Annotated in this window: 13 protein-coding genes; 2 read left to right on the top strand and 11 right to left on the bottom strand. The window is 28.6% G+C overall.

The window, feature by feature from the left end; translation table 11 throughout:
- Positions 1-62: 62 nt before the first annotated feature.
- A complete protein-coding gene (locus tag CQA42_RS07695; RefSeq protein WP_115584110.1) occupies positions 63-437 on the top strand; it encodes a GtrA family protein in 375 nt (124 codons plus the stop codon).
- On the opposite strand, the gene CQA42_RS07690 is transcribed toward CQA42_RS07695, so the two are convergent.
- The 10 genes from CQA42_RS07690 to ispG form a co-directional block, all read right to left on the bottom strand.
- A complete protein-coding gene (locus CQA42_RS07690; RefSeq protein ID WP_115584109.1) occupies positions 434-1,180 on the bottom strand; it encodes an SDR family NAD(P)-dependent oxidoreductase in 747 nt (248 codons plus the stop codon). The genes CQA42_RS07695 and CQA42_RS07690 overlap by 4 nt on opposite strands.
- A 10-nt stretch (positions 1,181-1,190) precedes the next feature.
- Complete coding sequence (locus tag CQA42_RS07685; protein ID WP_181881528.1) at positions 1,191-1,832, bottom strand: M48 family metallopeptidase; 642 nt, start codon at positions 1,830-1,832, stop codon at positions 1,191-1,193.
- Between the two features lies 1 nt (position 1,833).
- Positions 1,834-2,220, bottom strand: a complete 387-nt coding sequence (locus tag CQA42_RS07680; protein ID WP_115584107.1) for an FxsA family protein — start codon at positions 2,218-2,220, stop codon at positions 1,834-1,836.
- Complete coding sequence (locus CQA42_RS07675) at positions 2,217-3,944, bottom strand: proline--tRNA ligase (protein ID WP_115584106.1); 1,728 nt, start codon at positions 3,942-3,944, stop codon at positions 2,217-2,219. Before CQA42_RS07675 ends, CQA42_RS07680 begins: the two co-directional genes overlap by 4 nt.
- Before the next feature lie 3 nt (positions 3,945-3,947).
- Complete coding sequence (hemA, locus tag CQA42_RS07670; RefSeq protein ID WP_115584105.1) at positions 3,948-5,243, bottom strand: glutamyl-tRNA reductase; 1,296 nt, start codon at positions 5,241-5,243, stop codon at positions 3,948-3,950.
- On the bottom strand, positions 5,243-6,142 hold the full coding sequence (locus CQA42_RS07665; RefSeq protein ID WP_147289274.1) for a polyprenyl synthetase family protein: 900 nt from the start codon (positions 6,140-6,142) through the stop codon (positions 5,243-5,245). Before CQA42_RS07665 ends, hemA begins: the two co-directional genes overlap by 1 nt.
- Complete coding sequence (locus CQA42_RS07660; RefSeq protein ID WP_115584104.1) at positions 6,143-6,520, bottom strand: hypothetical protein; 378 nt, start codon at positions 6,518-6,520, stop codon at positions 6,143-6,145.
- On the bottom strand, positions 6,520-7,545 hold the full coding sequence (locus tag CQA42_RS07655) for an alanine racemase (protein WP_115584103.1): 1,026 nt from the start codon (positions 7,543-7,545) through the stop codon (positions 6,520-6,522). The genes CQA42_RS07660 and CQA42_RS07655 overlap by 1 nt, the downstream gene beginning before the upstream one ends.
- Positions 7,546-7,641: 96 nt before the next feature.
- Positions 7,642-7,947 carry a c-type cytochrome gene (locus CQA42_RS07650; RefSeq protein ID WP_115584102.1) on the bottom strand — a complete coding sequence of 102 codons (306 nt, stop codon included), beginning with the start codon at positions 7,945-7,947 and terminating at the stop codon, positions 7,642-7,644.
- Between the two features lie 104 nt (positions 7,948-8,051).
- Positions 8,052-9,119 carry a flavodoxin-dependent (E)-4-hydroxy-3-methylbut-2-enyl-diphosphate synthase gene (gene ispG / locus CQA42_RS07645; RefSeq protein ID WP_115584101.1) on the bottom strand — a complete coding sequence of 356 codons (1,068 nt, stop codon included), beginning with the start codon at positions 9,117-9,119 and terminating at the stop codon, positions 8,052-8,054.
- Between the two features lie 63 nt (positions 9,120-9,182).
- Between ispG and CQA42_RS07640 the strand changes: the two genes are divergently transcribed.
- A complete protein-coding gene (locus tag CQA42_RS07640) occupies positions 9,183-11,297 on the top strand; it encodes a hypothetical protein (RefSeq protein WP_115584100.1) in 2,115 nt (704 codons plus the stop codon).
- A gap of 4 nt (positions 11,298-11,301) precedes the next feature.
- Here the strand turns inward: CQA42_RS07640 and CQA42_RS07635 are convergent, their stop codons facing one another.
- The gene (locus tag CQA42_RS07635; protein WP_115584099.1) at positions 11,302-13,686 is read right to left on the bottom strand and encodes a heavy metal translocating P-type ATPase; all 2,385 of its coding nucleotides are present in this window, start codon (positions 13,684-13,686) and stop codon (positions 11,302-11,304) included.

Below are 13,686 nucleotides of genomic sequence, written 5' to 3'. Positions count from 1 at the left end.
TGTGAGATTCTATCTTATTTTAGGTAGAATCCTCCCTGACAATAAGGATAGTTAGGCAATAAATGATAAAAGATTCCAAATTCGTTAGATATTTGATTATTGGTGTATTTAATACAGCTATTGGCTATGGCATTATCTTTATTTTAATGGCTTTTTTGGTGATTCCAGAGATTGCAAATATCATTGGTTATATAATTGGTATCATCATATCATATGTCTTAAATAAGATTTATACTTTTAGGACAAAAACAAAATCTAAAAAAGAATTTTTTAGATTTGTAATATGTATGATTTGCTCTTATCTCATCAATTTTATCGTATTGGTCATACTATATAGAAATTTTGGTGTAGATAAATATATAGCAACTATTATTGCTTCGGTATTTTACACAATTAGTGGATACATATTTAGCAAATATTTTGCTTTTAAAAACTAACCTCTAAATACATTTAATGCACTTGGAGCTTGAGTAGTAGGCATCATTTCTATTCTATTTATATTTACATGTTTTGGCATACTAATTGCAAAAAATACCGCTTCTGCTATATCTTGCGGCAAAAGTGGATTTGCATTTTCATATACTTTATCAGAAGCTTTTTTATCGCCTTTAAATCTCACCAAAGAAAATTCACTTCCACCGCTAAGCCCTGGTTCTATATCTGTAACTCTAATATTTTTATCAAATAAATCTGCTCTAAGGTTTAGACTAAATTGCTTTACAAATGCCTTTGTAGCACCATATACATTTCCACCAGGATATGGGTAGCTACCTGCAATAGAACCAATATTTATAATATGTCCATTTTTATTTTCTACCATACTAGGAAGAAAGATTCTGCTTAATCTAACAAGTGCTAACACATTTATCTCAATCATCTCTTCCCAATCTTTTATATCTGCTTTATCTGCACTACAAAGCCCAAGAGCAAGTCCTGCATTATTTATCAAGATATCAACATTTCTAAAATCATCATCAAATTTATCAATCTCATCTTTTATCTTTTGTGCATCTCTTACATCAAGTGCTAAAATCTTGCAGTTTTTACCGCATTCGTTTTGTAATTCTTTTAGTTTATCCTCTCTTCTTGCTAGTGCTATTACTTTGTAATTTTTCTCTACTAAAAGTTTAACAATAGCAGCCCCAAACCCAACAGAGGCGCCTGTAACCAAAACACTCATAAACACTCCTTTAAGATTCTAATATATCTCGAATTTTACGCCAATTAGGCATAAGAGATTCTAAGAGATTATAAAAATCTCTTCCATGATTTGCATATACTAAATGGACTAATTCATGCAATAAAACATATTCCAAACATATACGAGGTTTTTTAAATAAACATGTATTTAGTCTAATGGTTGCCGCCCTCGTGCTACAACTACCCCACCTGCTTGTCATGTTTCTAAATTTTATAGATTTTACATCTCTAGTTATTACATTTTTATATTTATATAGAATCTCATTTATATAAGCATTTGAAATTTTAGAGAAAAAACCAAAAATTAGTTTTTCAATCTTTTTTGTATTTAGCAAATCTGTCGTATAAACATTTAAAACATCATCAATAATATTTACTTTATTTCTGTTAAAGTAAATTAGATTTAGTGTATATGTGTTTTCAAAATAAGAAATCTTCTCTCCATTAATATATTTTGTTAAATTATTTTTTATTGCATTTTGTCTAGATTCTATCCATTCTCTTTTTGAGTTTATAAATCTATCAATTACATCATTTTTCACCCAAATAGGGGCACTTATCTTGATATTTCCATATCTATCAACTCGAAGTATTATATTTTTTATTCTTTTTTTAGTTAATAAATATTGCAAATTATTTTTTATCTTCTATGATTTCAACATCAATAATATCGCTATCATCATCTTTTTTGTATTCATATCTTGTCTCTTTTGTCTTGAAAAATAAAGATATAAAAACAAAACTAATCCCTACGATATCACATAAGATTCCAGGGATTATTAGCATCACTGCACCAATTAAGCGAAACAAATTGCGTCCTATAAAATTACTAATTCCGCCGCTTAGTATTTCATTGTATGCATTAGGAAGCGTTGATGCTTGACTTAGCAATATGCCAAAGCCCAAAATCGCAGTAATAATCATCTCTAAAAATAAGCTAAGTATCCCAAACTCATCAGCAAATTCAACTATACAAAATATTTCAATAAAAAAATAAATAATAGCCAATAAGAATTTCAATTTTTATTCTCCAATAGATATAGAATCTCATCTTTTGTAATGTTAGATTCTAGTTGTATTTTCTTTAATCCTTCCCTTTTTACGAGCTCTATTTTATTATTTTGCAATTCTTTGCCTATTATGATTGCATTGCTAATTCCAAGCAACTCAAAATCTCCGATTTTAGCACCAAATCTCAAATCTCTATCATCTAGTAACACATCTATTTTGCTATCTAGCAAGTCTTTATAAATTTTATTTGCAAGTTTTACTTCATTCTCATTTTTTATATTTGAGATGATTATGACTACACAAAATGGAGCGATATTCCCCCAAATTGCGCCTTTGTCATCAGATTTTTGCTCTAGTATTGCTCCTAAGATTCTACTTACTCCAATGCCATAGCAACCCATTATAAAAAATTGTGCCTTGCCATCTTTATCTAAAAATGTCGCTTCTAAGCTTTTTGAATATCTATCACCAAGCTTAAAAATATGTCCTATTTCAATGCCTTTAGTGATATCAAGTGAAGCACTGCATTTATGGCATAAATCACCAACTTTTACTTCTAGTAAATCTCTAAATTCTAGCCCTTCAAATAAATCTAAATTAACTCCAACAAAATGATAATCTTTTATATTTGCACCACAAATAAGGTTATTAGCACCAATTAATTCATCATCAAAATAAATATGCTTAGCATTTGTAATATTTTTGATTCCATATGGTCCCATAAATCCGCTAAATAAGCCCATAGATTCTAGTTCTCTAGAATCTATATCTATTAAATCTAGTGCATTTGGTATCGCATTTAGTGCTTTTGTAGGCGATAATTCATCACAACCTCTAAGAAAGAAAAAACAAACTTCATTTTTACCATCGCTAAATACTGCCTTTTTTGCTACACATTTAAGCAAATAAAATGAATCTACTTTAAAAAATTTACTTAATTCATCAATACTTTTAATATTTGGTGTAAAAAATTTCGCAAAATCTGCTTGTGGTGGAGGATTTGTCGTCTCTTTTGGTTTTCTTTTTGCGATTTCTATATTTGATGCATAATTACAACTTGTGCAAATTACAATATCATCTTCCCCACTTGGTGCAAGTATCATAAACTCTTTGCTTCCGCTGCCACCTATTGCACCACTATCAGCCTCAACTACCCTAAAATCAACACCTAATCTATTAAAAATATTGATATAAGTTTGCTCCATCAAGTCAAATTCTCTATCTAAATCGCTATTGCTACTATGAAAACTATAAGAATCTTTCATGATAAATTCTCTTGCACGCAAGATTCCAAATCTAGGGCGAATCTCATCTCTAAATTTTAAATTTATTTGATATAGATTTATTGGAAGTTGTTTGTAGCTTTTTATCATTCCATTTACACAATCAACTATTGCTTCTTCATGTGTTGGTCCAAGGACAAATGGATTATTTTTTCTATCATTAAATTTTAAAAGCTCTTTACCATATTTATTATATCTATCACTTTTCATCCAAAGCTCTGCGGGCGTAACAAAACCCAAACTTAGCTCATTTGCACCACTTTTATCCATCTCTTCTTTTATGATTTTTATAACTTTATCAAGGATTATTTTACCAAGTGGAAGAAAATCATAAATACCGCTTCCTACTTGTTTTATAAAACTACCACGTATTAAATATTCATGGCTTTTTAATACACAATCCTTTGGCGTCTCTTTCATACTAAAAGCAAATAACTTTGAAAATCTCATAACTTACCTCATTTTTGCATTATTATCATGCTTTTGCTCTGCTTTTTTTAAGCTATCATCACTAATTTCAAAAAGCATTTTTAAAGTGCGTTCTATCTCACCTAATTGCGATGATGAAGATATACTTTTTAGATTCTTTGTTGGAGTGTGTAAAAAAATATTAAAAACATTATGAATTGTTTTTGCTATATTGTTTTTATAAGATTCTGGAAGGAAGCCTTTTTGGATTGCTTTATCTATCTCGCTAATAGAAGCTTCCTTTGCAATCTGTCTAAGTGTTTTTATGATTGGTGTGACAGATAAAACACTCAAATATTTAAAAAATTCATTTACCTCATCGCCAACTATCTCATATGCCCTATTTAAGCTCTCTTTTCTAAAATTTATATTTTCATCTACAATATTTTGCAAATCATCAATCGTAGTTATTGTGATATTAGAATCTTTTAAATCCTCAATATCTCTAGGAATAGCTAAATCGAAAAAATACCTTTTAAATGGTGTATTTTCTATCATATCATTTGTAATAATTGGAATCTCACTTGAAGTGGCACTAAAGAGTAATTCTACTTTATTAACCTCATTTTTTAAATCATCAAAATTGCCAATAGATAGATTATCGCTCTTTAATTCATCTTTAAAATCTAGGGCTTTTTGCTTATTTCTATTTAATAATCTTACTTTAAAATCAAGATTCAAGAGATGTTTTATAGTAAATTTGCCCATCTCACCGATACCAACTACTACTGCTTCTTTTTTATCAAAAATAAAATTTTTTATACTTGATACAGCAACAGATGCGATTGAAATAGGCTTTTTTGATATACCTGTTTCATTTCGCACAATAGAAGCACATTTAAATGCAAAATCTATAACAACCCCAAGACCATTATTGCTACAATAATTACAATGTAATGCGTATCTATAAGCCTTTTTTAGCTGTCCTGAAATTTGCGTCTCACCAACAACCAAACTCTCTAGGCTACTTGCTACTAAAAATATATGATGAATTGCACTATACCCTTCAAAAGTATTTGCTCTGCCTTCTAATTCATCTTTATTTGTATTTGACAAAATAGATAGTTTGCTAAAACATAATTGAAATGCTTCATAAGCATCATCTGCTATCATCAATAATTCTAAGCGATTGCAGGTAGAAAGCAAAATCATCTCTTTTATAATATTAGAATCCAAAACAAATTTTAATAATAAATCAGCATTGGATTCGCTAAGTGAAAGCTTTTGACGTAAGTTTAGCGGTGTATTTTTATGAGAAAAACTAAGAACTAAATATTGCATTAAAAATTCCTATCAAGCATATCTTTCATGATTAATTCAAGCTGCAAATCTTGACTTTCAAGCACGCTAAGTGCTTTATTTGCATATTTTTTTACAACTTCTTTGACATCATTGATAATACTATATTGTTGTATTTTTTGTTTTATCCAAGAAATTTCCTTAGAATCTAATTCTTTTTTAAATAAAGATAATAGCAAGTCTTGATCTTGTTTATTCATTTTTTTGTATAGATAAATGTATGGAAGAGTTGCTTTGCCTTCTTTTAAGTCACTAAATGAATTTTTCCCTAATGTATCATCATTATAAGTAACATCAAGAATATCATCAATAATTTGAAATGCAATCCCTATGCAATTACCATAAATCTTATATTTATCGCTATTATCACCGATTAAGATTCCAGCACATTGTGAGCTAGCTTCTATTAATGCAGCAGTTTTATATTCAATCATTTTTAGATATTTATTTTCATCAAGATTAAAACTAAGGCTTAATTCTACATCTTCTAATTCTCCTAAGCTAAGTTTTAATACAGAATCTGCAATAATTTTTGATAGATTAGAATCTATAGTTGATATTTCATAAAATGCTTTTGAATACAAAATATCTCCAAGCATTATTGCATTTTTATTGCCATATTTTGCATTTATACTAATTTTGCCGCGTCTTAGAGTAGAATCATCAATAACATCATCATGAAGCAATGAAGCAAAATGAATAAGCTCTATAATAGCACAAAGTTTTACACTATAAGCAGAATCTGGTGCTATAGCAAAGACTAATTTACTTCTTAGCATTTTTCCAAATGAAAAATCATCTCTAAAGCGATTAAATGAATCATTTCCTAAATCATCAAAATAACCCTTTATAGTGGATTTAACAAGCTCTAATTTCTCCACTTACATTACCTCTACATTGCTATTAAAATTAAATATATAATACCTAAATCGCGCCTCTTTTTGCATATCATCATAATTTGTAAAATAAAAAATCATATATGGATTTGCATTATTTGCGCTATTGATACTGCTTAAAGTGATTTTTGCAGAATTTGAATGCTCTTTGTATAATGAAAATTGATATGGGATTCCATCATATTTAAAATGCGTAATTAGCACACCATCTTTATAAAGTGTCCATCTAAAAGTTAATATTTTTTTAGAATTCTCTACAAAAAGCTCGATATTTTTTACTTCATCTTTTTTTAATGTTATTTCACCAATAAATTCTGCATTAATAATACCAACAAGTATAAAGAAAAGTAATAAATATCGCATTAAGATACTATCTCTCTTTTTATAAATGGTGAGATTCTGCATAATATTTCATAAGAAATACTTCCAAAGATTCTAGCAATTTTATCTGCATCATGCATTATACAAACTCTATCTTTATTTGAAATTATTGATGTAGAATCCATAGACATTCTAGGAAGCACAAGATAGCCTTCTTTTGTTCTTAATTCGCTATGATTTTCATTTAATCTAAACAAACCATCTCCATATCCAATATCATAACTTGATACAACACAATCACTTTTTAATACATATTTACCATCATAGCCTATTTTGCTACCAGCACATAAGAATCTACTTGATATTTTATCTGCCCAAAGCTCTGCAATAGGCTTTAAACCAAATCTATTACTAATACCTAAATATCCATACATTGCAATACCAATTCGCACTAAATCATCATCTATATTTTTATATTTAATTGCACCAGATGAGCTAAGAGAGTGGAATCTGGGCTTAGGCATATTGTGTTTATTAATAAATTCCAATACTTTTTCTTTTAGAATTTTAAATTTTTTTTGCTGTGATATAAATTCATCACTAAGATTCTCATCTCCAAAATCACCATAGCCATTATGAGTAAATACACCAATCAATCTAATATTATTTTGTTTTATTAAATTCAAAGCATTTTGTAATTCAAAGATTTCTATGCCATTTCTATTCATTCCTGTATTTACTTTTAATTCAATTCCAACATTTGGCGGAATCTTTGATATACAATCAACGCTTGATACACTAAAATAAATATTACTACCCAAATTTTCAAATGCGCTTGGATATAGTATTGTTATATGTTCAAATTTATCTTTTATTTTATTTGCTTCTAAATTATTTTTTACAAACACACTTTTTATGCCAAACTCAACTAATAAAGAGCTAATCTCATCAATACCATGTCCATAAGCATTATCTTTGATTACACAGGCAATTTGTGAATTGATATGATTTTTTAAAAATGTTAAATTAGAAAAAAGTTTAGATTTAGAAATAATAAATGAAGGCATATCAAATCCTAAAAAGCATATAGCTTATAGAATCTGATACAAGGAAATATAGATTCTGTATTGATTTAAAATATTCATCTATACTCCCAATTTAAATTATTTTTTTAATGTTACAATATAATCAGCTAAAGCAATCATATCTGCTTCGCTTAAATTTGCAGCTTGTGCAAACATCAAAGGACCAGCACCAAATTGATTTAAAGTTTTTGCTTTATAACCTTTAAGATCTTCTACAATTTTATCTTTTGATAGAGAATTAACTGTAGTTGTAGCTTTTGAACCTGGTGGAATTTTGTCTCCAGCTGCACCATGACAAACTGCACATTTTTTATACAATGCTGCACCATCTGCTGCCATTAAACTAGCCACACTAAAAAGACAAATTAAAACTAACTTTTTCATTACAAACCTCTTTTGTTGATTTAACTTTAGGGCTTACCCTAAAACGATAGCATTCTACTTATTTATTTCTTAAAACTCAAGTTTTTATATTTTAATTATATTTATTAACATTGCTTAGCCATCTCATCTGCAGCTTTTTGCACTTCTTCTAAAAATACATCTAGAATCTTATCTTCATCTAATTTGCACAATATCTTACCTTTTTTGATAATAAGACCGCTCTTGTTGCCAAATGCTATAGCCAAATCTGCATGTTTTGCCTCACCTAGCGCATTTACAGCACAGCCCATTACAGAAATCTGCAATGGTGCTTTTATATTTTTTAATTTATCTTCTACAATTTTTACAGCCTTTATTAAATCCGCTTCAATCCTACCGCATGTTGGACAAGATATGATTGTTACCCCTTCTTTTTGTCTGCCTGAATATTTTAATATAGATTTTGCTACATTTACTTCTTCTTCTAATTCTCCTGTTATTGATACCCTCATCGTATCACCTATCCCATCAAGTAATAAATTTCCTAATGCCATAGAGCTTTTTATCATAGAATGATAAAGACTTCCTGCTTCTGTTACGCCTATATGAAATGGATAGACAACAAGAGGACGAAGCATTCTATATGCAGCTATTGTTCGTTCAACATCACTTGCTTTGAGAGAAACTTTAATATTATCAAAACCACAATCTTCAAGCAATTTTATATTATATAAAGCAGATTCAATCATACCTTTTGGAGTTGGACCATATTTTTGCTCAAATTGTTTCTCTAAACTTCCTCCATTTACACCAATTCTAATTGGAATCTTATATTCATTACAGCCTTTTGCAATCTCTTTTACACGACTTTTATCACCGATATTTCCTGGATTTATCCTTATGCAATCTACAACTTGTAAAGCTTTAAGTGCTAATTTGTATCTAAAATGAATATCAGCTACAAGTGGCAAAGAAATCTCTTTTTTTAGCTCTTTTAGCGCATTTGCATCATCTTCATCACTAACTGCAACGCGGACTATATCACATCCTGCAAGCTGCAATCTATCGATTTGCTCTTTTGTAGCTTTTATATCTTTTGTTTTAGTAAAAGTCATACTTTGCACACTAATTGGTGCATCACCGCCAATCTTTACATTTCCAACACAAATCTGTTTAGTTTTATATCTATTCATTTTTAAACAAGCCTTTAATAAAATTTGATATATTACCATCTAATCACTTAAAAAGGCGCTCTTATGCTACCATTAATTGCAAAATATAAATTAAACTCTAGCATTCTCTCCATTGGCTCAAATAAAAACAACATCATATTATTAGATAGCAGTTATCATGTCTATGAATTTAATACAAATACTTTTATATATACAAAAAAAATATTTGATTTTGAAAATCATCACTCTTTTAGCAAAGCATGTGCAGTATCCATGCAAGGATATATCGCCATTGGAATCCCAAAAAGCAATATTTGTGAGATCTTTCATCTTGAAAACAAGAATCTAAAACATATAAAAACACTAGAATGGCATAAGGCAGATATATACAATATAAGATTCTCAAGAGATGGAAAATTTCTAATTACAGGTGGGGAAGATGGAAAAGTATTTTTATTTAGATTGCCAGATTTTAATGTAGTAAATATACTTCCATCAAGACCAGATTATATATCAAATATACATTTTGGACGAATAGCAAATCTAATTGTATATAGCTCATATGATTTACATAATTGTGTATTTAATATGGAAGAAAATAAAATTATTGGAACTTTTGTTACAAATAGCGTTGTAGAAGATATAGTATTTTTTGATGATGATAAAAAAATATTTTGCATTTGTTCAAATGGTGATAGTGGAATCTATGATATAGAATCTAAATCCCTAAATCTAAAGCATAATTACAATGAATGGCTTACTAGAGGCGGACTTAGCAAAGATGGAAACTATGCTTATATAGGCTCAAGAGGGAATCTGCTTTCATATCTAAATTTAGCAACTAATTCCCCAAAATATCAAGCAAAGCTAGAGCTTGAATATGGAGTAGCTTCTATGCGTGTTGCAAATACAAAATTGCATTTAGGTTATAGCGATGGGCATTTGCATATATTTGATTTAGCAAAATTTGAAGATAAATTACAAATTGCAATAAATAAAAAAGACTACAAAAATGCAAAAAATATAAGCGATAAAAATATATCACTAAAAACACTAAAAAATTATATAGATTTTATGGACAATACATGGCAAGAGCTATTTCAAAAAGCAAAAATAAAATTACAAGAAGATTTGAGCAATGAAAATATGAGCCACATTATCAATGATCTTGAAGCATTTTTTGAAGATGAAAGCAAAAAACAAGTATTTAGCGATTTTGTATCAAATATTGGAATCTTTAAAGATTTTAATGTAGCAATAGCAAATAAAGACTATGCTCTTGCATATAAAATCGCGGATGAAAATACGATGCTAAAACAAATGAGTGAATTTGAAAAGCTAGAAGAAATATATCATCAAATATTTGAAAATGCTAAAAATCTCTTAATCAATCCATCTGAAGAATCATCAAATAAAGCAAACATGCTGCTTAAGCCATTTATGAATGTTGCAAGTAAAAAAGATTCTATAAATAATTTATTGCGAAATACAAATAAATTCATTCAAGCAGAATCTCTTGCCAAAAATAAACATTTTGGAGAATATTTTAGGCTTGCAGAAAACTTTAAAGAAATACAAAATACAAAAACATACAAAAAGATTCTAGCTCTTGGCAAGCAAATCATCGCTACGATAAATGAGCTTGAGAGTAAAGGAAAATATAATAAAGCCCTAGAATTAAATGAAGTATTAATGCAATTTATTCCATTTAAATTAGTAGCAAATGATAAAAAAAATGAAATCAATCTAAGATTAAAATTTCTTGAGCTATACAACAAAAAAGCATACAAACAAATCTATCAATCACTAGATTTATTTGCAATATTTAAAGGAAGCACTGAATATGTCGCTATGAACAATCATTTTAATCAAATATTTGATAGCGCATTTGATTGTATAAATAATAATAATTATGAAATGGCATATAAGATTCTAAAAGATTGCTTTGATATACCATTTTGGAAAAACAGATTAGATAATATCTTTAATATAAGCTATCTAAATGAAATACAAGCAAATATAAACAACAAAGAAAAAGTGATAAATTGGAATCTCACACTAGAATCTTATATAAATATGTTTGGCAAAAATGATGAAATAATAAAAATATGCTCTAAAAATGATGAAATAATAAAAATACTAAATACACTAGAGGCAAAAGAAGGCGATGTAGTATATAAACCAAGCATACTTTTATAAAAAGTTATAGTTTTGTTTTTGAAATCTTTAGTGAATTGAGAGTAACTAAAATAGAGCTAAAGCTCATAGAAAGTGCTGCAAAAAGCGGGATGATAAATCCAAAGCAAGCAAGAGGAATTGTAAGTAAATTATAAATGATACTTATTGCGATATTTTGTTTTATAGTGCTATAAGTTTTTAATGCTAGTTTATGTGCCAAAATCAGGCTATTTAGCTTATCATCAAGTAAAACTATATCGCTAGATTGTATTGCTATATCACTTCCATTCCACATACTTATTGCTATATCACTTTTATTTAATGCAATTGCATCATTTATACCATCGCCTACAAAGGCATTTTTATAGCCATCTTTATGCAATAAATCTATAAAATCACTTTTATCTTTTGGACTTTGTTCATAATAATATTGTGATATTCCAAGATTTTTAGCAATTTTACAAACAACACTTTTTCTATCACCGCTTAAAAGCACTACTTTAAAACCATTTGCTTTAAAATAATCTATCACATCTTTTGCATTATCTTTTAGTTTGTCTTCAAGACTAAATCGCGCAACTAATTTATCATTTATTGCATAATAAAAACTCATATAAAAATCTGCAGATTCTTCACATTTTATCCCATGTTCTTGCATAAAAGCAGCGCTTCCGCCAAGCAAAATATTTCCATCATGTTTTGCTTGTATGCCCTTTTGCTCTATCAATCTAAAATCATCTAAAACAAATATAGAATCATCATTTAAATACTCAAATACACCTTTGCTTATTGGGTGATTATTAAGACGAACAAAATATGCTAAAAGTCCATGATTAAATTCATCAAATATTTCTAGATTTACAACCTTTGGAGTGCCAAAAGTAAGCGTGCCTGTTTTATCAAAGATTATTGTATTTACCTTAGCAAAACTCTCTAAGATTCTTGCTTCTTTAAAAAGTAATTTATATTTATAAGTCTCTGTAATACCTACAATAGTAGCAATTGGTGTGGCTAGAGCTAACGCACAAGGACAAGCAATAATAATGACTGAAACACTAACAATAATAGCTTTATCAATCCCTACAAAATACCACCATAAAATAAATGTAATAAAAGCGATAGATAAAACAAAGGTGCTAAAAACATATGAAATAGAATTTGCTTTATTTTGAATATCTGGCTTTTTATCAATAGAATCTTTTATTAGATTGATGATACTATTCATCGTAGAATCTTGCATACTCTTTTGGGCTTTGTATTCTATGTGATAATCCAAATTTATACTACCAGATAAGATTTCATCATGTTCTTCTTTTTTTACAAACATACTCTCACCTGTAAGCATAGAAGAATCTAGCAATGCTTTTTTGCTAAGCAAGATTCCATCAATAATTATTTTTTGACCTGGGGCAACGCAAATAATATCACCAATTTGAACTTCTTCTGGGCTAATTGATATGATATTGCCATCTTTTTTTATATTTATAAAACTTGGAATCTCATCAAAAAGACTATCTATTTTATCGCCAGCACTTTTCCTGCTACGAACTTCTAGGAATTTACCAATCAAAATAAAAGTAATAATCATTGCAACAGATTCAAAATATGTCTCACCACTACGCGTTATTGCAGCATAAATAGAATATAAATATGTGAGAGTAGAACCTGCACTAATTAAAAGATCCATATTAATAAATCCATTTTTTAGCCCATAATATCCACCACGAAAAAAAATCCAACCACTATAAAACAATGCAGGCGTAGATAATAAGAATCCAGCTATGTTTAAAATATCTCTTATATCACTATCAATACCTAGAAAATATCCCAAATATTGTGCTATTGCAATCCACATAATATTCATAACACAAAAGATTCCAACAATCATTCGTGTATAATAATCTTTTCTCTCTTTTAAATTTAGTGTTTCTAGCATTTTTGGATCATATATAGTCGCATCATAGCCAATAGAGCGAATGATTGTAATTATCTTGCTTAGTGTGATTTTATTTTTATCATAAATAATTTTTGCTTTGTTGTTTGTATAATTAATAGAAATATCTATAATGCCATCTGTATTATTTAATACTTTTTGATTTAGCCAAACACAAGCAATGCAGTGGATTTTGGTAATAATTAGTGATACTTCTAGGGTATCTTTATCTAATTCTTTTATATATTTTTTAAAAAATACATCACTATCAAAACGAGCTAAATCATCATTATAATCAATCGGTGGAGAAAGCTTTGTATCTGCTAATTTATCATAAAAAGAAGTAAGATTATTTTCTTGTAAGATTCTAAAAATCCCCTCGCAACCTTTGCAACAAAAATATTCATCATTGCCATCAATATTTACGCAAAAAAGCGCGCTTTTCTCATATTCTAGATGGCAATGAGAGCATTTCAT

This window comes from Helicobacter sp. MIT 99-5507 (assembly GCF_003364295.1).
Taxonomy (GTDB): Bacteria; Campylobacterota; Campylobacteria; order Campylobacterales; family Helicobacteraceae; genus NHYM01.
This window is presented reverse-complemented; position numbering and strand designations above follow the sequence as displayed.